The organism is Promicromonospora soli, assembly GCF_014653785.1.
GTDB lineage: Bacteria > Actinomycetota > Actinomycetes > Actinomycetales > Cellulomonadaceae > Promicromonospora > Promicromonospora soli.
In genome coordinates this window covers 552,918-573,232 of sequence record NZ_BNAS01000002.1, presented here as the reverse complement: position 1 = coordinate 573,232, position 20,315 = coordinate 552,918, and the positions used below count along the sequence as shown (strand labels likewise).

The 20,315-nt window shown below is 68.7% G+C and carries 16 protein-coding genes; 12 read left to right on the top strand and 4 right to left on the bottom strand.

Features of this window, described 5'->3' with window-relative positions; genetic code table 11:
* Positions 1-99 precede the first annotated feature (99 nt).
* The 4 genes from IE250_RS08345 (at position 100) to IE250_RS08330 (ending at position 3,293) form a co-directional block, all read left to right on the top strand.
* On the top strand, positions 100-720 hold the full coding sequence (locus tag IE250_RS08345; RefSeq protein WP_308434118.1) for an AAA family ATPase: 621 nt from the start codon (positions 100-102) through the stop codon (positions 718-720).
* Between the two features lie 90 nt (positions 721-810).
* On the top strand, positions 811-1,884 hold the full coding sequence (locus tag IE250_RS08340; protein ID WP_189668794.1) for a serine hydrolase domain-containing protein: 1,074 nt from the start codon (positions 811-813) through the stop codon (positions 1,882-1,884).
* 29 nt (positions 1,885-1,913) lie between these two features.
* Positions 1,914-2,771, top strand: a complete 858-nt coding sequence (locus tag IE250_RS25040) for a nucleotidyl transferase AbiEii/AbiGii toxin family protein (protein ID WP_189668793.1) — start codon at positions 1,914-1,916, stop codon at positions 2,769-2,771.
* 162 nt (positions 2,772-2,933) lie between these two features.
* Positions 2,934-3,293: a DUF7660 family protein gene (locus IE250_RS08330; protein ID WP_189668792.1), complete on the top strand. Its 360-nt coding sequence runs from the start codon at positions 2,934-2,936 to the stop codon at positions 3,291-3,293.
* A 133-nt stretch (positions 3,294-3,426) separates the two neighbouring features.
* Here the strand turns inward: IE250_RS08330 and dnaB are convergent, their stop codons facing one another.
* Complete coding sequence (dnaB, locus tag IE250_RS08325; protein ID WP_189668791.1) at positions 3,427-6,015, bottom strand: replicative DNA helicase; 2,589 nt, start codon at positions 6,013-6,015, stop codon at positions 3,427-3,429.
* 373 nt (positions 6,016-6,388) lie between these two features.
* Between dnaB and IE250_RS08320 the strand changes: the two genes are divergently transcribed.
* The gene (locus IE250_RS08320; RefSeq protein ID WP_189668790.1) at positions 6,389-7,732 is read left to right on the top strand and encodes an MATE family efflux transporter; all 1,344 of its coding nucleotides are present in this window, start codon (positions 6,389-6,391) and stop codon (positions 7,730-7,732) included.
* A 107-nt stretch (positions 7,733-7,839) separates the two neighbouring features.
* Here IE250_RS08320 and IE250_RS08315 read toward each other — a convergent pair whose 3' ends face one another.
* Positions 7,840-8,931 (bottom strand): inositol-3-phosphate synthase, encoded by a 1,092-nt coding sequence (locus IE250_RS08315; protein WP_189668789.1) that lies wholly within the window; start codon positions 8,929-8,931, stop codon positions 7,840-7,842.
* On the bottom strand, positions 8,928-9,575 hold the full coding sequence (locus IE250_RS08310) for a PadR family transcriptional regulator (RefSeq protein ID WP_189668788.1): 648 nt from the start codon (positions 9,573-9,575) through the stop codon (positions 8,928-8,930). Before IE250_RS08310 ends, IE250_RS08315 begins: the two co-directional genes overlap by 4 nt.
* A 332-nt stretch (positions 9,576-9,907) precedes the next feature.
* Between IE250_RS08310 and IE250_RS08305 the strand changes: the two genes are divergently transcribed.
* The 6 genes from IE250_RS08305 to rplI all read left to right on the top strand — a co-directional run bounded on the left by IE250_RS08305 (position 9,908) and on the right by rplI (position 17,099).
* Complete coding sequence (locus IE250_RS08305) at positions 9,908-12,421, top strand: transglycosylase domain-containing protein (protein ID WP_189668787.1); 2,514 nt, start codon at positions 9,908-9,910, stop codon at positions 12,419-12,421.
* A 210-nt stretch (positions 12,422-12,631) separates the two neighbouring features.
* A complete protein-coding gene (locus IE250_RS08300; RefSeq protein ID WP_189668786.1) occupies positions 12,632-15,154 on the top strand; it encodes a transglycosylase domain-containing protein in 2,523 nt (840 codons plus the stop codon).
* Between the two features lie 213 nt (positions 15,155-15,367).
* The gene (gene rpsF, locus IE250_RS08295) at positions 15,368-15,658 is read left to right on the top strand and encodes a 30S ribosomal protein S6 (protein ID WP_189668785.1); all 291 of its coding nucleotides are present in this window, start codon (positions 15,368-15,370) and stop codon (positions 15,656-15,658) included.
* Between the two features lie 109 nt (positions 15,659-15,767).
* The gene (locus tag IE250_RS08290) at positions 15,768-16,316 is read left to right on the top strand and encodes a single-stranded DNA-binding protein (protein ID WP_189668784.1); all 549 of its coding nucleotides are present in this window, start codon (positions 15,768-15,770) and stop codon (positions 16,314-16,316) included.
* Between the two features lie 79 nt (positions 16,317-16,395).
* On the top strand, positions 16,396-16,632 hold the full coding sequence (gene rpsR, locus IE250_RS08285; RefSeq protein WP_108492916.1) for a 30S ribosomal protein S18: 237 nt from the start codon (positions 16,396-16,398) through the stop codon (positions 16,630-16,632).
* Between the two features lie 17 nt (positions 16,633-16,649).
* The gene (gene rplI / locus IE250_RS08280; protein WP_189668783.1) at positions 16,650-17,099 is read left to right on the top strand and encodes a 50S ribosomal protein L9; all 450 of its coding nucleotides are present in this window, start codon (positions 16,650-16,652) and stop codon (positions 17,097-17,099) included.
* 291 nt (positions 17,100-17,390) lie between these two features.
* Here rplI and IE250_RS08275 read toward each other — a convergent pair whose 3' ends face one another.
* Positions 17,391-18,845, bottom strand: coding sequence for an MGH1-like glycoside hydrolase domain-containing protein (locus IE250_RS08275; protein ID WP_189668782.1), 1,455 nt, complete (start codon positions 18,843-18,845; stop codon positions 17,391-17,393).
* 60 nt (positions 18,846-18,905) lie between these two features.
* Between IE250_RS08275 and IE250_RS08270 the strand changes: the two genes are divergently transcribed.
* Positions 18,906-20,309 carry an ABC transporter substrate-binding protein gene (locus tag IE250_RS08270; protein WP_189668781.1) on the top strand — a complete coding sequence of 468 codons (1,404 nt, stop codon included), beginning with the start codon at positions 18,906-18,908 and terminating at the stop codon, positions 20,307-20,309.
* Positions 20,310-20,315: the final 6 nt, after the last annotated feature.

The following is a 20,315-nucleotide window of genomic DNA, read 5'->3' as shown; positions in this document are numbered from 1 at the left end:
TCGACGTCGTCACGACTTGCCCGCGCAGCACGCTGTGGTTCTCGGCGTCGCGCGGAGGGCACGACCGTCATCCTGCTCGCCGGGGCGACGCTGCGCTTCGTGCTGCCGCCGGGCACGCTCGAACGGGCCACCCGGCAGGTCGGGCTGGCCGCCGAGGCCGCGCGGGCGATGCAGCCGGCCATGATCGTGCTCGAGGACTGCGACCTCATCGCGGAGGACCGCTCGTTCCACGACGGCCCTCAGCCGCTGCTGTTCGAGGTGCTCGACGCGATGGACGGCCTCGGACCCGACGCCGACGTCGCCTTCGTCCTCACGACCAACCGCGCCGACCTGCTCGAGCGCGCGCTCGCCCAGCGACCCGGCCGGGTCGACCTGGCCGTCGAGATCCCCCTGCCCGACGCCGGTGCGCGGCGTCGGCTGTTCGAGCTCTACCGCGGTCATCTGCCCCTGGGCGGGCCGGCGCTCGACGACGCGGCGGCACGCACGGAAGGCGTGACCGCGTCGTTCGTCAAGGAGGTGATCCGGCGCGCGGTGCTCCTCGCCGCCGAGGCGGGCCGCGAGACCGGGGACGACGACCTGCGCGCAGCGGTCGAGGAGATGACCGCCGACGGCGAGCGGATCACGCGGTCGCTGCTCGGCGGCGCGCCCACGGACGGTGAACCGCTCGGGGCTCCCTACGAACGGCCCATGCCGGGCCTCGCCCCAGACACGTGGGGGTGATCAGCCCGGCACTACCGAGCTCCGCCGCGCCCGCCGCTTCGGCCGCGCGCCCGCGTGACCACACCTGTCTGACCTGGCACGATCTCGCGCATGCACGCGATCCAGATGCTGCTCCGGTTCGTCCTCAACCCGACGCTCCGCGTCGGCGACGGTCGGCCGGGTGCGCCGTGGCCGGTGCCCGACGCCGGCACGACCGCCGAGCTGAACGACGCGGTCGCGCACGCCGCGTCCCGGCACCCGCGCCTGCACGGCGTCGTCGTCGTCCACCGCGGCAGATTGGTCGCCGAGTGGTACGGCCGGGGCAAGGACTTCCGGCACGGCAGGCCGCTCGGCACCGTCACATTCGGGCCTCGCACGCTGCACGACGTGCGCTCGGTCTCCAAGAGCGTCGTCGCGCTGCTGTACGGCATCGCGCTGGCCGACGGCGACGTTCCGGACGTGTCCGCGCCACTGCTGGAGCGGTTCCCCGAGTATCCCGACCTCGCCGCCGACCCGAAGCGGTCCGGCATCACGATCGAGCACGCTCTGACCATGACCACGGGCATGGAGTGGCGGGAGAAGCCGCCGTACCGCGACCCGAGGAACGGCGAGATCGCCATGCGGATGGCACGGGACCGGTACCGGTACGTCCTCGAGCGCCCGGTGGAGGAGCCTCCGGGCGAGCGGTGGAACTACAGCGGCGGCACCACGGAGGTGCTCGGCCGTATCGTCGCCGACGGCACCGGTATGCCGTTGCACGAGTTCGCGCAGCGGCGGCTGTTCGCGCCGCTCGGCATCGGACGGGTCGAGTGGATCGCCGAACCGGGCCGGACGCCGATCGCGTGCTCCGGGCTCCGGTTCGCGCCTCGCGACCTCGCCCGGATCGGGCAGCTCGTGCTCAACGACGGCGTGTGGAGCGGCCGGCAGGTCGTCGCGCCTGACTGGATCACGCGGATGCTGACCCCGCGCGTCTCGACGGGTTGGTGCGGGTACGGCTACCAGTGGTACCTCGGCGGTGAGGGCCCGGACCACTGGGCCGGCGCGATCGGCAACGGCGACCAACGCCTGCACCTGCTCCCCGAGCACGACCTCGTCGTGGTGCAGACAACCGGCGGCTACGACGGAACGCTCGGCTCGAACCCGCTGCCCGAGCTGCTCGAGCCGATCCTGGCCCACGTCGCGTAGCGGCCCCCGGCGCCTCGGACCGGGCCCGCGTGGCAGCTGTACGCACCGGACGCCCGGCCAAGGGCTTGCTACGCGAGTTCGTGTACGAACGGCTCCTGGCGCGCGTGTTCGCCGAACCAGATGAGCCCTGGGTCCTCAAGGGCGGAACGGCGCTCCTCGCCCGTGCCGACGACGCCCGCCACTCCAAGGACGTCGACCTGCGGGCGAGCCTGCAGGACATCGATGACGCCGTCGACGCGCTGCCCGTGGCACTGGCTCGGGACCTGGACGACTTCTTCAGTTTCGACATCCGCAGCACGCGCCCCACGCCCGGCGACGACCAGCAGCCGGGAATCGAGGGACGCACACTGACCGTCGTCCCCCGCGTGGGCATCAAGCCCCTCGAGCCGTTCAAGATCGACCTGGTCACCGGGTCCCTCATGACCGCCTCGCCAGACCGGCGCCCTGCCCCGGCCCTGGGATCGCGACTGGCGCGCCCGCGAACCGGAACAGGTGGAGCCCGAACGTCACGACCCGGCGCTCGGCTGCGCCACATGGACCTGGCATCGGCATACGTCTTGGTCATGCCCCTCCAATTCCGCGCCCCACGTCATCTTCGTCGTCAACATCGTGCAGCGCGGCGCCTCGCCCCGGTTCGGGCAGGGCGCCTCCCTCGAAGTGCTCTGCCCGGACGAGGAGAGTGCGTGCGCAAGGAGGTCTGCGTGCAGGGCCGTCACCGGACGACCGCAGGCTTGCGCATACTCGTAGAGGCGCTTCGCCATGGGAGCGGGGATGCGCGCGTCGAACCGGAAGAGCCCGTCGACGCCGTACGCACGGTGGCGACCGACTCGAGGGGGTTGGTCAGAGCCCTCGCAGGCGCCACACGGCTGAAAGCCGAGAGATCGTGACAGGCTCCTGCACTAGGTAAAGGCGGCTCGCTTAGTGTGGCAGCGTGCTGGCCAGGCCCTCAAGACCGCGAGGCACAGGACGGCCGTCTGGAACCAGTGGCGAGCCACCCGCTCTGCCATCATCACGGGATGGAGCGCCTATGCCGCCGATGCCACCGCCCCGTGAGCGTCGGCGCAGCCGGATACGACACGTTCGAGCAGATGCACTACATCTGCTTCCACTACGAATTCGAGCACCGGGGCTTCGACGTCGATGAGAGCTGTGGCCTCGCTGGGTGCCCATCGGCCGCACACGGGTCAGGGAAGCAGGCCGTCATCGCGACAGCCAGATCACTCGCGATCGCCGCTGTGGCCGACGAGCCGTCGACCAACTCAACGCTGCACGAATACCTCGAAGCTCTCGCCGGTTGGCTCGAGGACTCCGACGGGTACTACCTCAACGTCGTCGGGCGCCGGACTCCGCCTCAGAACGGCTGGGAGGTGTTCAATGACGCGCTCCAGGCGACTGCGACCTACGAGTGAACCCGCGGCCGCCCACGTTGTGCCCAACCACGCGGCCACTACACCGCCAGGTGGTCACCCACGGGCACGCTAGCGGCTTTGTAACAAAGGTGGACCATTTTGCAATCTAGGCTGCACGTCCACAGTCGGAGGCTCAGACCTGCATGTCGACGAACCGCTGGTAGTGGCCCTGGAACGCAACCGTGATCACGTCAGTCGGGCCGTTACGGTGCTTGGCCACGATGAAGTCCGCCTCACCGGCGCGCGGCGACTCCTTCTCGTAGGCATCCTCGCGGTGCAGCAGGATCACGACGTCGGCGTCCTGCTCGATGGAGCCTGATTCACGAAGGTCCGACATCTGCGGCTTCTTGTCACTGCGCTGTTCCGCACCACGGTTCAGCTGCGAGATCGCGATCACGGGCACCTCGAGCTCCTTCGCGAGCAGCTTGAGCGAACGCGAGAACTCGGAGACCTCCTGCTGACGCGACTCGACGCGCTTGCCGGACGACATCAGCTGGAGGTAGTCGATGACCACCAGCTTGAGGTCGTGCCGCTGCTTGAGCCGGCGGCACTTGGCGCGGATCTCCATCAGCGACATGTTCGGCGAGTCGTCGATGAACAGCGGAGCATCCGAGACCTTGCCCATGGTGGCGGCAAGCTTCTGCCAGTCGCCGTCGTCCATGTTGCCGCTACGCATCTTGGTCAGCGGCACGCGCGCCTCGGCGGCGAGCATTCGCATGACGATCTCGTTGCGGCTCATCTCCAGGGAGAAGATGACGGCGGCCATGTCGTGGTGAATGGCAGCGTGAGCAGCAACGTTGATCCCCAGCACAGAGTTGTGCGTAGGAACCATCGACCGGCTCGCCAGGTACAGGTGCGACGGGTTCTCCACCTCGACGCAGCGCACCGGCACCGACTCGATTGCCCGCACGTCCACCACGAACCGTGAGGTCAGCTTGGCCGTTGCAGGACGGCGGCGGGATTTGTGGGTAAGTCGCTTGCGCTCCAGGGCGAAGACGTCGTCCTCAGTGGTGAATGTGATCGTGAAGGCTGTGGAAGACGCCTCGGTCCGGCCGTTGACCCGCTTCTCCGACCAGCCCGTGCGGTAGCCGAGAGACAGGATCAGTTCGCGTGCGTCCAGGGCCAGCCGCTTGTTGGTCACGGCGATCTGGACGCTGCCCTGTGGATTGACCGTGCCGTCGGAGTCGAGCAGGCCCGCAAGGAGGGCGCGCCGCTGATCCTCGCTCGCTCGGAGGTACTCGGTAGGGATGTGCTTGTTCTGCAGCAGGTTGAGGCTGCGTAGCCGGCCGCCCATCGTGCCGTGTGCGTTGTGGCACTCCTGGCACCGCCGGAAACCCCAGCCGGGCTTGCCACAGTCGGGACACGTCGGCCGTTCGGGTCGCGCCATACCTCGGGAACGTGCCGCACAAGCCTTGCTGCACGCGAGCAGCGTCGCCATCTTCGGTACGAACTGCTTGCTGCAGATAATGCAGGCCTGCGGCCGTACCTCTGGGTCAGGAAGCAGCATCGAATAGGTGCGAGCGGCGCCCTTTACCGCGCCCCGCGCCTGGGCTACGTAACCAAGGCCCTCGATCATCATCGCGATCTCAGGGTCTGCCGAAGTGAACTCCGCACGCCGCGACGTGCCGTCGCCCAGCCAGACGCCGAGCGCATAGGGGTGGATCGGCAGGTCAACGTCAGGCAGATCAAGCGGTTGGGCCGTGGCCACCGAGTGGTTGGCGCGCTTGTCTGCCGTAGCTGTCCGCAGAGACGCAAGGATCTCTTCGGTGGTGTGGACGGAACTCTCGGGCACGGTGCCCACGCGAACCTTGCGCCGCTGCGTGCGGGTGCTCGTCAACCACTGGTGCTGAGCGTCCGCCACGATCACCGTGCCGTCGTCGAACTCCACCTCGTAGCACGGGCGGCCTTGCATGACCTCGGTTGCGGCCACGACTCGCGTCGGGGTGCCGTCCGCCGCCAGAAGGAAGTCGCCAACCGCGACGTTGCCCATCGTCGTCCACCCGGTCGGCGTCGGCAGCGGGGTGTCGAGCGCGAGGGCCTTACCCACCGCAGGTCGGGCGGCCACGACCACCATCTGACCCGGGTGCAGGCCGTTCGTCAGGCGGTCGAAGTCCGAGTACCCCGTCGGCACGCCCGTGAGTCCCTCGCCGCGGCCCTGCGCGGCGTCGATCTCGTCGAACGTCGGCCCGATGATGTCGGCCAGCGGGAGGTAGTCCTCCGATGCCCGCCGCTCCGTAACCGCGTAGACCTCTGCCTGCGCGTTGTTGACGACGTCGTCGACCTCGCCCCCGTCGGTGGCGTAGCCCATCTGGACGATGCGCGTGCCCGCTTCCACGAGCCGGCGCATGATGGCGCGCTCGCGCACGATCCGGGCGTAGTACCCGGCGTTCGCCGCCGTCGGTACGCCGGCCATGAGGTCGTGCAGGTATGGGGCGCCCCCGACGCGCGCGTGCTCGCCGCGGCGCTGCAGCTCGGCGAGCACGGTGATCGCGTCGGCCGGCTCACCGCGACCGTAGAGGTCGATGATCGCGTCGTAGATGGCCTCGTGCGCCGGCCGGTAGAAGTCGTTGCCCCGGATCTGCTCGATCACGTCGGCGATTGCATCCTTGGAAAGCAGCATGCCGCCCAGCACGCTCATCTCCGCGGCGATGTCCTGCGGCGGTGTGCGGTCGAGGCCGGGGCTTCGTCCCGAATAGCTCGACTCGAGCTCCTCGATCGACATCCGCACCTCCTCCAGCTTCCTGATCTCATGACGTTCCGGCACACGCTGCGCATGCGCTCGTCGACGTCCAACACCTGTTCTACTCCCCGCCACCGACACTCGCGGGACATCAGCCCCGACACGCCTTTGTGTCGTGTGCGACAGTCCCTGCGAGATCGAACCAGCAACCAAGTGCCGCTGACGCTAGGCCCCTGCGGACGCCAGCGCAACGAGACCTGTGGACGAGCCTGTGTACAGCATGTGGAAAGGTGGCCCAGGGCTGTGCACAGTGGGTGGACAACCCTGTCCCCAGCTGTGGATAACCCCTGTGTAAAACATCGCCATACCCCCTGACCTGCATTGACGTAACCCCCAGCCTGTGGAGGAAAGAAAGTTGGGCGAGCCGCGCCACACTCCGGGTTCCCCGCGGTCGATCGACCGCGAGATCCTCGCCCTCGCGGTACCCGCCCTCGGGGCGCTCATCGCCGAACCCCTCTTCGTCCTCGTCGACAGCGCGGTGGTCGGCCACCTCGGCACCGCCGAGCTCGCCGGCCTGTCTCTCGCGAGCAACGTGCTGCTCACGCTCGTCGGGCTATGCGTATTCCTCGCGTACACGACCACGGCGTCGGTCGCCCGGCTCACCGGCGCGGGCAAGGAGCGGGAGGCGCTGCAGTCCGGTATCGATGGGATCTGGCTCGCCCTCGGGATCGGCGTGGTCCTCGCCGTCGTCCTCCTGCTCGCCGCTCCGGTGACGGTGACCGCCCTGGGCGCGCACGGCGACGTCGCGGAGCATGCCGTGACCTATCTGCGGTGGTCCGCGCCCGGTCTCGCCGGGATGCTCGTGGTCCAGGCCGCGACCGGTGTGCTGCGCGGTCTGCGCGATACGCGCACGCCGCTCGTTGTCGCCGCCACCGGAGCCCTGCTCAACACAGCGCTGAACATCACGCTCGTGTACGGGGCCGGGATGGGGATAGCCGGGTCCGGCCTGGGCACGGCGATCACCCAGCTGCTCATGGCCGTCGTGCTCGGCGTGATCGTGGTGCGCGGCGCCCGCGCCCGCGGCGCGAGCCTGCGCCCGCACCGGGCGGGCATCCTGTCCGGCGCCCGGGCCGGCCTGCCGCTGGTGATCCGCACCCTCAGCCTTCGGGCCGCGATCCTGATCACCGTGGTCGTTGCGACTGCTCTCGGCCCCGTCGCGCTCGCAGGGCACCAGGTGGTGAGCTCGCTGTGGGGCCTCGCCGCGTTCGCGCTCGATGCGCTGGCCATCGCGGCGCAGGCCCTGGTGGGGCACGGCCTGGGAGCGGGCGACGTGGGGCACGTCCGCCTGCTGCTACGCCGCTGCCTGCAGTGGGGCATCGGAGCGGGAGCGGCGATCGGCGTCGCCCTCGCGGTAGCCGGCTGGTGGATCGCGCCCCTCTTCTCGCCCGACCCCGACGTACGCATGGCGATCGCCCTCGGCATCGCGGTTTGCGGCGTCCTCATGCCGATGGCCGGCTGGGTCTTCGTGCTCGACGGCGTTCTCATCGGTGCCGGCGACGGCCGGTACCTGGCCTGGGCCGGCATGGTGACGCTGGTCGTCTACCTTCCGTTCGCGTTCGCGGTCGCTGCCTGGGCGCCCGACGGCGCACGGGGGCTCGCCTGGCTCTGGCTTGCGTTCGCCGGTGTGTTCATGGCAGCCCGCGCCGTGACGACCGGCTGGCGCGCTCGGGGCGACCGCTGGCTGGTGACGGGTGCGTGAATCGGTTCGTACGCCAGTCGTGCCTCGCTGGTTGAGCCTCGCTGGTTGAGCTTGCCGGAACCTGGTTTCGACAAGCTCAACCAGCAAACGAACGCTCGACCGGCGAATCAGCGCTCGATGTCACCGCGGATGAAGGCCTCCAGCTGGGCGCGCCCCGCGGTGTCTTCCATCTGCACGGGCGGGGACTTCATGAAGTAGGTCGCCGCGGAGAGGATCGGGCCGCCGACGCCGCGGTCCTTCGCGATCTTGGCGGCGCGCACCGCGTCGATGATGATGCCGGCCGAGTTGGGCGAGTCCCACACCTCGAGCTTGTACTCCAGGCTGAGCGGCACCTCACCGAACGCCCGGCCCTCGAGGCGCACGTACGCCCACTTGCGGTCGTCGAGCCACGCCACGTAGTCCGACGGGCCGATGTGTACGTTGCGGTCCTCCTTCTTGCCGGCCAGGGAGCCGGCGAGGTTGGAGGTCACGGCCTGCGTCTTGGAGAGCTTCTTCGACTCCAGGCGGTCGCGCTGCAGCATGTTCTTGAAGTCCATGTTGCCGCCGACGTTGAGCTGGTAGGTGCGGTCCAGGGTGACGCCGCGGTCCTCGAACAGCTTGGCCAGCACGCGGTGCGTGATGGTGGCGCCGACCTGCGACTTGATGTCGTCGCCGACGATCGGCACGCCCGCCTCCTCGAACTTCGCTGCCCACTCCGGGTCGGACGCGATGAACACGGGGAGCGCGTTGACGAAGGCCACGCCCGCGTCGATCGCGCACTGCGCGTAGAACTTGGCGGCCTCCTCGGAGCCCACCGGCAGGTAGCACACGAGCACGTCGACCTCGGCCTCGCGCAGCGCGGCCACGACGTCGACGGCGTCCTTGGTGGACTCGTCGATCGTCGCACGGTAGAAGTCGCCGAGCCCGTCGAGGGTGGGGCCGCGCTGGACGGTGACGCCCGTGGGCGGCACGTCGGCGATCTTGATCGTGTTGTTCTCGGAGGCGGTGATGGCCTCGGCCAGGTCGAAGCCGACCTTCTTCGCGTCGACGTCGAACGCGGCGACGAACTCGAGGTCCGACACGTGGTAGTCGCCGAACTGCACGTGCATAAGGCCCGGGACGGTGCTCGCCGGGTCGGCGTCACGGTAGTAGGTCACGCCCTGGACCAGGGACGAGGCGCAGTTTCCTACGCCGACGATGCCCACGCGGATGGAGGTCATCCTCGCTCCTTCTTCGTTGGTTCCTGCTGCGGTGGGCGGCTCTGCGCCGCAGCGCGTCCCCGCTCGGTGGAGATGAGGGTGTCGAGCCAGTGCACTTCGCGCTCGACCTTTTCGAGCCCGAAACGCTGGAGCTCGAGCGCATACTCGTCGAGCCGCGACCGCGGGTGCGACGCGGACTCCCGGAACGCCTCCAGGCGCTCGGTCAGCCGGGTGCGCCGGCCTTCGAGGACCCGGAGACGGGTCTCGGCGTCGGTCTGCCCGAAGAGCGCGAACCGCACGTCGAAGTTGTCGTCCTCCCACGCCGCAGGACCGGCGGTGGCCAGAACGGTGTGGAGGTGCTCCTTGCCCACTGCGGTCAGCTCGTAGACCACGCGACGTCGTCCGAGGGGCTTGGGCTTGGTGGTCTTGCCCGGGATCCCAGGCTTCGCCCTGCGGGGTGAGGGCGGCGGCTGGTCGACCTCCGTCGTCACGATCAGACCGCGGGTGACCAGGGCCTTCAGGGCCGGATAGAGCGTGCCGTAGGAAAAAGCACGGAACGAACCGAGCACGAGGTTGAGGCGCCTCCGAAGCTCGTACCCGTGCAGCGGCGACTCGTTGAGCAGGCCGAGGACGGCGGTCTCCAGCACATCGGACCGACTGCGCACGGTGACCTCCCTTCCCGGTCCGCCGGTTGCCCGGGCAGATCAGTTGCGCACGATGTATCGAGTCGATACATCGCGAGCATAAGTCCGGTGATGTCGGCTCGCAATCTGTGGCTCCGACGTCGGCCGCGCCGGGCGCGAAAAGTGGATGAAATGTGAAGCCGAGACAGACGGACTGGGCTGACCCTGGGGGAAATGTCCACGACGGGGCGGTGCGCCGCGATCGGGCTACGGGTGACGGGGTGAATTCCCCTATGGTTTCGGGTGGTCCGCTGTGGCGAGTGCGTCGACCGCACACCGGCGGTCCCTGAGTCCGAACCGAGGAAGAGGCTGACGTGTCGAACTGGAGTCCTTCTCCGATCTGGCCGCAAACGCCCCGACGCCGGCGGGGAATCTGGAACTACCCCCGCCCGTACCGCACCGGGATCCGCGCGTGGGTCCCGTCGTGGCGGTTCGTCGTGGGCGCGCTGCTGACGGGCGCTTCGCTCGCGGCCGGCGTCATCATGGCGGCCTGGGTGAGCGTGCCCGTGCCGAACGAGCTGGGCACGGTCCGCGACGAGGCCACGACCGTGTACTACGCCGACGGTAAGCCGATCGGGAAGTTCGCGGCGCAGGACCGCACGATCGTGCCGCTGGGCGACCTGCCGCCGCAGGTGACGGAGGCGATCATCGCGTCGGAGGACCAGAGCTTCCGGACCCACATGGGCATCAACCCGCTGGGCATCCTCCGCGCGACGATCAACAACGTGACCGGCGGCGACCGTCAGGGCGCCTCCACGCTGACCCAGCAGTACGTCGAGAACTACTACGTCGGCGTGGAGTACGCGACGTACTCGACGAAGCTCAAGGAAGCGGTCCTCGCCCTCAAGGTCACGCAGGAGCAGACCAAGGACCAGGTGCTCGAGGGGTACGTCAACACGATCTACCTTGGGCGCGGCGCGTACGGCGTCGAGGCGGCGTCGCAGGCGTACTTCGGGAAGCCGGCCAAGGAGATGACCATCTCCGAGTCGGCCTTCCTCGCCGGCATCATCCCGAACCCGACCTACTGGGACCCGCGGCAGGGTGAGGCGGCCGAGGCGCAGGCGCAGTCGCGCTGGGAACGCACGCTAAACCTGATGGTCGAGCAGGGCTACATCACTGAGGAGGATCGCGCCGCCGCGAAGTACCCCAAGCTCATCGAGTACAAGCAGGGCTCGGGCGACAACCGGACCGCCTACCTGCTGGAGCAGGTGGCCAACGAGCTCGACAAGGCGGGGATCTCGGCCGAGGACCTCACCAAGAACGGCTACGAGATCCACACGTCGATCGACCGCAAGATGCAGGCCGCGGCGTACGAGACGATGAAGCTGCCGGACGACGCCGACCCGTTCACCCGGGCGTCCCTCACGTCGATCGACCCGCAGACCGGGGAGATCAAGGCGATGTACGGCGGGCCGGACTACTCGAAGTACCCGACTAACGCCGCGACGTTCGAGGCGCAGGGCGCGTCGACCTTCAAACCGTTCACGCTGATCGGGGCGCTGAAGGAAGGCATCCAGCTCGACAAGACGTACAGCGCCGTCGACGGCACGGTGATCGAGGGCTGGAAGCAGGAAGACGACGGCCCCGACGTGCCGCTGTACAACTTCAACAACGACTCCTGGAACAGCCTCGACCTGACGACGGCGACCGCGAACTCGGTAAACGTCGTGTACGGCCAGCTCAACAAGGACATCGGGCCGGAGACGACGGCGCAGGTCGGCTACGACCTTGGCATCCCTCAAGCCGACGACGACCCGGACACCCGTGACTGCTGCACCATCGGCAGCAACCTGGCCAACGTGCTGGGCACCGCGTACGTGACCAACGTGGACCTGGCGCGCGCCTATTCGACCATCGCCGCGGAGGGCTACCGCACCGAACCGCACATGGTGACGGAGGTCCGGGACGGCAAGCAGCTGCGCTATGAGGGGCCGAGCACGAGCGAGCAGATGTTCGACCAGGAGGTCATGGCGGCCGCGACCTACGCCATGAGCAAGGTGGTCGAGGAGGGGTCGGGCATACCCGCGCAGGAGCTCGGCCGCCCGGTCGCGGGCAAGACGGGCTCCTCGAACGACAACATGTCGGCGTGGTTCGCGGGCTTCGTGCCGCAGCTCACGACAGTGGTCGGTCTGTACGAGTACAACACCGACAAGAACACGTACGAGCAGATCAAGCCCTTCAGCGACTACGAGCAGATCACCGGAGGCACTTGGCCGGTGGAGGCGTGGACCGCCTACATGATCAAGGCCACCGAGGGCATGGAGGTCGAAGACCTTCCGACGTACACCCCGCCGGCCCCGGAACCGTCGCCCACGCCGACGCCGTCCGAGAGCCCGTCGGAGGAGCCGGAAGAGATGGTAATGGTGCCGACCAACATGGCTGGCCAGCAGTACGCCGCTGTCGCCTCCGCGCTCGCCGGTCTCCAGCTCGTCCCGGAGCAGGTGGACGTGGACAGCGACGAGCCCGCAGGCGTAGTGCTCTCCGTGGAGCACGAGGGCGAGGAGGTCGAGGTCAACTCGACCATCAAGGTCGAGGTCTCGAACGGCTCCGGCGCCGAGGAAGAGACCACGATGGTGCCCTGGGGGCTGACCAACCAGGAACAGGGCTACGCCGAGGACCAGCTGGAGGCCGCCGAGCTGACGCCGGTGATCCAGGAGGCGCCGTCGGACAGCGTGCCTGAGGGCTCGGTGATCTCGGTCGACCCGGGCGAGGGCTCGGAGGTGCCCGTGGGCAGCGAGGTGACGCTGGTCATCTCCACCGGACCGGAGGAGGGCGGCGGCAATCCGTCCGACGACCCGTCGGACGACGGAGGCGGCATCTTCGGCTAGTCGGGTACGGCAGGCTCGACCGGGGGTGACAGCCCCGGTCAGGGGCCTGACGGGCTCGGCCAGCAGCGGGTGAAATGCTGGTCGACCTGGGGTTTCTGACACGGGGCGTACACAGAGAAACTCCGATTCTGCTACTTGCTGCGAACATCGATCCTCTATCGTTTCGGGGTTCAGTGCGCTCACTGAACCGATTCGAGGAACGAGGAAGACGTGGCGAACAGGGGACCCTCTCCCATCTGGCCGCAAACTCCCCGGCGCCGGCGGGCGGTCTGGAACTACCCGCGGCCGTACCGCACGGGAATCCGCGCATGGATCCCGTCATGGCGAGTTGTTGTCGGCACCGCACTGACCGGGCTATCGCTCGTGGTCGGCGTGTTCACGGCAGGGTGGATCGGCTGGTCCGTACCTGAGGAGAATACGGAGATCGGCTCGGAGACCACCACCGTCTACTACGAGAACGGCCAGGTGATGGGCAAGTTCGCGGCGGTCGACCGGACGATCCGGTCCCTCGACGAGCTGCCCCCGTACGTGGGTCAGGCCGTGGTGGCGTCCGAGGACCAGAACTTCGAGAATCACATGGGCGTCGACCCGCTGGGCATGGTCCGCGCGCTGGTCAGCAACGTGACCGGCGGTACGCGGCAGGGTGCGTCCACGCTGACGCAGCAGTACGTGGAGAACACCTACTACCAGGCGGGGCAGTCGTCCTACGCGGACAAGTTCCGCGAGATCATCCTCGCCCTCAAGGTGGAAGACCAGAAGACGAAGGACGAGATCCTCGAGGGCTACGTCAACACCATCTATCTCGGCCGCGGTGCCTACGGTTTCGAGGCAGCCGCGAAGGCGTACTTCAACAAGCCGGCGGCCAAGCTGACCGTCTCCGAGACCGCGATGCTGGTGGGGATCATCCCGTCGCCGTCGTACTGGGATCCCCGGTTCGGCAAGGAGTCCCGCGCCGTCGCCGAGGAGAAGTGGGGGCGCGTGCTGCGCAACATGGCGGATCTCGGTGTCATCACCCAGGAGGAACGCAACTCCGCGACCTTCCCCGAGCCCATCAAGTACCAGCCGCCGTCGCGCGCCGGCCAGGTGGGGTATCTGCTCGAGGAGGTCCGCAAGGAGCTCGCCGAATTCGACATCACCGAAGACGACCTCATGAAGAACGGCTATGAGATCCGCACCACGATCAACCCGAAGTGGCAGAAGGCAGCGGTCGCCGCGGCCGACACGATCCCGTACAAGGGTGAGAACGCTGCGTCGAAGAACCTCGGTGTCTCCATCGTGTCAGTCGACCCCAAGGATGGTTCCATCCGCGCCCTGTACGGCGGCAAGAACTACGAGAAGGTGCAGTTCAACGCCGCCACCGACGGCAAGGCGCAGCCCGGTTCCACGTTCAAACCGTTCACCCTGATCGGCGCGCTCGAGGAGGGGCACGAGCTCAACGAGTACTACACGGGGAACAGTCCGATGCAGATCCCGGGCTGGACCGCCGTGGCCGGTGGCCCCGAGGTGGAGCTCACCAACTTCGGCACCGAGGAGGGCGGCCAGTCGTTCGGCGACATCGACCTGATCGATGCCACGGCGAACTCCGTGAACACCGTCTACGCACAGCTCAACGTGGCGATCGGGGCGAAGAAATCGCAGGACGTCGCGATCCGGGCGGGTATTCCCAAGGAGTCCACGAACGCCGAGCTGTCCAATGTGCTCGGCACCGAACCGGTGCGCGCCGTCGACCTCGCGGGCGCGTATGCCACGCTCGCCGCGCAAGGTACGCGGAGCGAGACGCACATGGTGACGTCGGTGAAGAAGGGCGAAACGCTCATCCACGAGTGGACTCGTGTGCCGGAGTCAGGCGTCTTCAAGCCCGACGTGATGGCCAAGGCTACCTACGCGTTGACGCAGGTGGTCGAGAAGGGGTCGGGCGCGCCGGCACAGGAGCTCGGTCGTCCGGTCGCCGGCAAGACCGGCTCCACCAACGGGAACAAGTCGGCGTGGTTCGCCGGCTACGTCCCGCAGCTCGCGACGGTCGTTGGCGTCTACCAGACGACGCCCGACGGCGGCCAGGCCTCGATCACGCCGTTCGGGGAGTGGGCGGGCGGCAGCCTCACGGGTGGCACGTGGCCGGTCTGGGCGTGGACCGAGTACATGAAGACGGTGACGGAGGGCATGGAGGTCGAGGAGTTCCCGGCCTACGAGCCGCCGGCCCCGTCGCCGTCACCGTCGCCCACGCCGTCGCCTTCGCCTTCGGAAAAGAACGACAAGGTGATGGTGCCGACCGGTCTGGTCGGCCAGCAGATCACGACAGCTATGGCGACGCTGGCCGGCGCCGGGCTGAATGCCGTTCTGGTGGAGGTCGAGAGCGAACAGGGCGCCGGAATTGTGCTCTCCGTGGAGAACGAGGGCCGAGAGGTGAAGGTCGGCTCGGACATCAGGGTCGAGGTCTCGACCGGGCCGGGCGAGGAGTCCGCGACCGTGCCGGGTGGTCTGGTGGGCGGCGACGAGAACAACGCGCGGCGGGAGATCCAGCGTGCTGGGCTTGAACCGGTCATCCAGTACCAGCCCTCCGACGACGTCGAACAAGGCATCGTCATGGACGTGAATCCGGACGAGGGCGCTGCTGTGCCCGCGGGCAGCCAGGTGCAAGTGATCGTCTCGGCTGGCCCGGGAGTGTTCCCGACCGGTGACCCGACCGCCACGCCGACAGGCAACGGCAACGGGAACGGAAGCGGGAGTCCATAGCTCGCGTCGTCCCGGACCCGTGAACCGAGGGGCCGTCTCCTGCGGGAGACGACCCCTCGGCCGTGCCCGGATGGGTGGGAACCGGCGTGTGAGAGGGGTCTCGCGCGGTCGATTCCGCCGTCTGGCGCATGGCGGGTAGTCTTGACCCTTGCTGTGAACCCTCCTGTCACGGAACGACCGTGACCGCTGAGACCAGAGGAGGTGGGTATACACATGCGTCAGTACGAACTGATGGTGATCCTGGACCCGGAGGTCGAGGAGCGCACCGTTGCCCCGTCGCTCGACAAGTACCTGTCGGTCATCACGACCGAGGGTGGGACCGTCGACAAGGTGGACATCTGGGGTCGCCGCCGCCTGGCGTTCGACATCCTGAAGAAGTCCGAGGGCATCTACGCCGTGGTCGACTTCACCGCGACGTCTGCTACCGCCAAGGAGCTGGACCGTCAGCTCGGCCTCAACGAGGTCGTGCTCCGTACCAAGATCCTGCGCACCGGCGACAAGTAGTCGTCGGAACTGAACCCTCTGCGCCCGCGCGAGTGTCAGTGGTTCGTGGTTGCATTCACCGCGAACCCACGCACCGCGTACGGAACGTCGACTGAATCGAGGAATTGGCATGGCTGGTGAAACTGTCATCACAGTGATCGGGAACCTGACCGGGGACCCCGAGCTGCGCTTCACCCCTTCAGGTGCGGCGGTCGCCAACTTCACGGTGGCGTCGACCCCGCGGACCTTCGACCGCCAGAGCAACGAGTGGAAGGACGGGGAAACCCTGTTCATGCGCTGCTCGATCTGGCGCGAGGCCGCGGAGAGTGTCGCGGAGTCGCTGACCAAGGGCACGCGCGTCATCGCGCAGGGTCGCCTGGTCCAGCGCTCCTACGAGACCCGTGAGGGCGAGAAGCGCACTGTCGTGGAGCTGCAGGTGGACGAGATCGGTCCGTCCCTGCGCTACGCCACGGCCAAGGTCACCCGGGCCCAGCGGTCCGGTGGCGGCGGCTTCGGTGGCGGCGGCGGTGGCTACAACGGCGGAGGCGGCGCCCAGCAGGGCGGCGGCTCCGGTGGAGGATTCAGCTCTTCCGGTGGCGGTCAGAGCAATGACGACCCGTGGGCCACGGCAGGCCCGGCGTCGTCCGGTGGTTCGTTCTCGGACGACCCGCCGTTCTGATCGGCACCACCCAGTTCACCTTTTTTGCTTGCCCGGCCTGCCAGGCGGAGTGAGCAGCACCTGACGAAGGAGCAACACCATGGCGAAGCCTGTGGTGCGCAAGCCCAAGAAGAAGATCAACCCGCTGAAGTCGGCGAAGATCAACAACATCGACTACAAGGACACGGCGCTGCTGCGCAAGTTCATCTCCGACCGCGGAAAGATCCGCGCCCGTCGCGTCACCGGCGTCTCCGTCCAGGAGCAGCGCCAGATCGCGAAGGCCGTGAAGAACGCCCGTGAGATGGCCCTGCTGCCGTACACGTCGACGGCTCGCTGAGGAAGGGATCGAGAACAATGGCAAAGCTGATCCTGACTCACGAGGTGACCGGCCTGGGTGAGCCCGGCGATGTGGTTGAGGTGAAGGACGGGTACGCCCGTAACTTCCTCATCCCGCGTTCGCTGGCGACGCCCTGGACCAAGGGTGCCGAGTCCGACATCAACGCGATCCGCAAGGCTCGCAAGACCCGCGAGATCGCGTCGCTGGACGAGGCGAAGGCCCTGGCCAGCTCGCTGTCCGCGAAGCCGGTTGTCGTCGCGGCGAACGCCGGCCCCGGTGGCCGTCTGTTCGGCGCGGTGACCACGGCCGACATCGCCGGTGCGGTTGCCGCTGCCGGCGGTCCGTCCGTCGACAAGCGCAAGATCGAGATCGGTCAGTCCATCAAGACGACCGGTAGCTACACCGTTTCGATCCGCCTGCACCCTGAGGTGTCGGCCAAGATCGGCGTGCAGGTCGTCGCCGACTGAGCTTCGGCCAGTTGATCGTCTGACCGCGTGATCTGCTGATCGCGAGAGGGCCCCGGCTTCCCCTGTGGGGAGGCCGGGGCCTTCTGCGTGTGCGGGTCTGAGGGGTGATGTGTTCGGTCCGATGTCATCGCCGCGCCGCTGAGATCGGCCGGTTGCCTCGAGATCGGTCCTTCGATGTACCGATCTGAGGGCAAAGGACCGATCTCGCTGTGCGCGGTTCACCGTTGGACCGATCTCGGTGAGCCTGGCCTACCGTCCGACCGATGCTGGGCCAGTCCACCTCCTCCGGCGCTACGGCTCCGGTAGTACGTCTGACTCGTTCGAGAGCAGCGCGTCCAGGGTCAGCGCCGCGGTCCAGGAAAACTGGCGGGTTCCCCTGCCGGCCCCCGTGTCAGGGTCCACGTACTCGGGGAACCCCTCGGGCGCGGCGATGTCGAAGTGCTCCAGCAGGCGGGCGGCGAGGTCGCCTCGGCCCAGCGCCCGGACGGCGCGTAGCAACAGCCACGACATGTTGAACCATGCGGGGCCCCGCCAGTACAGCCCGGGGTCGAACGCGGGGTCCTGACGCGAGGTGCTCGGCACGAACGGCCCGCCCCCGAGGAACCCGGCCCCCGTCAGCGTCGCGAGCATCCGCTCGACCCTCAACGCCCTGGCCCCAGCTCTGGCCCCAGCTCCGGCCCCGGCATCCGCCAGAAGCAGCGGAACCAGGCCGTTCACCGTTGCCCGACGGACGCGCTCGCCGGTGGTGTCGTCCAGCGCCACGTACAGCCCGACGTCTTCGTCCCAGAGATGCTCGTCCATCGCGGTGATCAGGCTGGCGGCCGCCGCCTCGTGTGCGCCGGCACGGCCGCCGTCGCCGTTGCGGTCGCTGTGCCCCAGACCGGCCACGCCCCCGCCATCCCCGAAACCGCCGCCCCCGTCGCCACCGGACGCCCCGCCCCCGCCGCCGTCGTGCAGAGTCCGGGCCATCCGGGCCAGGGCCAGCTCCGAGACCGCCAGCACCGTGGTGAACAGGGGGCAGACCATGGCGAAGCCGATAGGGACGTCGTCGGCGCAGCCGGCGTAGCGGTAGGTCTCGGCGAGGCGGTAGTAGCGCCGGTAGTCGCGGCTGCCGGGGCGCTCGCCGGCCCCGGCATGCTGCAGGTCCGGCCGTCGGATGGCGGTCCCCGCCTCCGGCGGCACCCGGTCGAGCGCGGCGTCCCACAGCGGCGAGTTGTCCGTGCCGGTCTCCCAGGGATGCTTCGTCACCGGCAGGCCGACGGCGCCTGCGCGCCGGACGCGCAGATACCCGTGCCAGCGCACGAGTCGGGGGTACACGCGCGCGAGGAATCCATCCCGCGCGGAACCGGCCGGGTCCGCGCAGTGCACCAGCCACGCGGCCCAGGCATGCATTGGCGGCTGCACCAGCCCGGACGTCGCCGGCCCGGACGTCGCCAGGCCGGACCTCGCCGGCCCGGACCCCGCCTCCCAGAACCCGGCCCCGGGGGCGTAGTCGTCGTCGCGCCCGACGTCGTAGACGATCTGCGGCACGCGTCCGTCGGACCACTGGGCGTCGAGCAGCGTGACCAGCTCCGCCCGCGCGCGCTCTGGCTCACGATGCCGCGTCCCGATCGCTACGAACGCCGAGTCCCAGCTCCACTGGTGCGGGTACAGGCCCGTGGCCGGGACCGTGTGCCGGCCGGTCCAGTTCGTGTCGAGGACGCGCGCCGCGGCGTCGACCGCACCTTCCCCCAAGTCCTTGTGCACCTTTCGACAATAGGCTAGACATAAGTGCCCGATCCACTCACTCGATGACGAGGAGACGTCATGCTCCGGCACAACCGGGCGGCCACTGCCCGCCTGACGATCGCAGCGTCGACGGCCGCGGCCGCGGTGCTCACGCTCACCGCCTGCGGCAGCGGCGGCCCCGAGTCTGACGGGACGGTCACCGTCTGGACCGTCGAGACCCAGCCCGAGCGCCTCGCCATCCAGGAGGCCGCGATGGACGCCTGGGCCGAGGATGCGGGTGTCGAGACCGATCTGGTGCCCGTTGAGGAGGACCAGGTCTCCCAGCTCCTGTCCGCTGCGGCACTCTCCGGCGACGAGATGCCGGACGTGGTCAACGCGATCAGCCCTGGACTGGTCCGGTCCTTCGACCGGGACGGCTACCTCGACCGCGACGCCGCCGCCGAGGTGGTCGAGGCACTCGGCGCCGACACGTTCACGCCGGAGGCCCTGGAACTGACGAGCGACGGCGACGAGGTGCTGGCCGTACCGTCGGACGCCTGGCCGATGATGGTCTACTACCGCACCGACCTCTTCGAGGAGGCCGGCCTCGAGCCGCCCACCACCTACGCCGACCTGCGCGCGGCCGCCGAGGAGCTCACGACGCGCGGCCGGTACGGGATCACGCTGTCCACGGACGCGGCCGACCCGTTCACGCAGCAGACGCTCGAGTTCCTGGCCCAGGGCAACGGCTGCGAGCTCGTGGACGACGCCGGGGAGGCGACCCTCGACAGCCCCGAGTGCACCGAGACGATCGAGCTGTACGGCGACCTGGCGAGCGAGTTCTCGCCGGAGGGATCGCAGGGCGTCGAGTCCACGCGGTCCTCCTACTTCGCCGGACAGGCGGCGATGACCGTCTGGTCGTCCTTCCTGCTGGACGAGATGGCAGGCCTGCGGGAGGAGTTCACGCCGTCGTGCGACGAGTGTGCCGACGACCCGGGCTGGCTCGCCGAGAACACCGGTGTCGTCCCCGTGGTGGAGGGGCCGTCGTCGGGCGGGGACGCCGCCGGGTACGTCGAGTTCGTGTCCTGGGGCATCACCGACGGCGCGGACCCGGAGACGACGGACTTCGTGCAGTACATGATGTCCGACGCCTACGAGGACTGGCTGTCCATGGCTCCCGAGGGCAAGGTGCCCGTGCGGACCGGCACGGCCGAGAGCCCGACCGAGTACACGGACGCGTGGTCCGAGCTGGAGATCGGCGTCGACTCCAAGAAGACGTTCTCCGACGTCTGGCCCGCCGAGGTGACCGACACCCTGGCCGCGGCCCCGGAGTCCGCGGACCGCTGGGCGCTGCCCCAGGGGCAAGGCGCGATCCTGGGCCCGATCACGAGCGAGCTGCCGCTCGCCAAAGCAGCCGCCGACCTCGGGTCGGGCAGCATCGACGCTGCCCAGGCCCAGACGACCATGCAGGAAGCGGTGTCCGAGATCGCCGCCCGCGACTGAACCCCG

Bases quoted from the DNA above. Each gene is read 5' to 3' on its own strand.
- IE250_RS08340 (WP_189668794.1), top strand. From the start codon at position 811: ATGCACGCGATCCAGATGCTGCTCCGGTTCGTCCTCAACCCGACGCTC.
- dnaB (WP_189668791.1), bottom strand. From the start codon at position 6,015: ATGTCGATCGAGGAGCTCGAGTCGAGCTATTCGGGACGAAGCCCCGGC.
- rplI (WP_189668783.1), top strand. From the start codon at position 16,650: ATGGCAAAGCTGATCCTGACTCACGAGGTGACCGGCCTGGGTGAGCCC.
- IE250_RS08315 (WP_189668789.1), bottom strand. From the start codon at position 8,931: ATGACCTCCATCCGCGTGGGCATCGTCGGCGTAGGAAACTGCGCCTCG.
- rpsR (WP_108492916.1), top strand. From the start codon at position 16,396: ATGGCGAAGCCTGTGGTGCGCAAGCCCAAGAAGAAGATCAACCCGCTG.
- IE250_RS08290 (WP_189668784.1), top strand. From the start codon at position 15,768: ATGGCTGGTGAAACTGTCATCACAGTGATCGGGAACCTGACCGGGGAC.
- IE250_RS08270 (WP_189668781.1), top strand. From the start codon at position 18,906: ATGCTCCGGCACAACCGGGCGGCCACTGCCCGCCTGACGATCGCAGCG.
- rpsF (WP_189668785.1), top strand. From the start codon at position 15,368: ATGCGTCAGTACGAACTGATGGTGATCCTGGACCCGGAGGTCGAGGAG.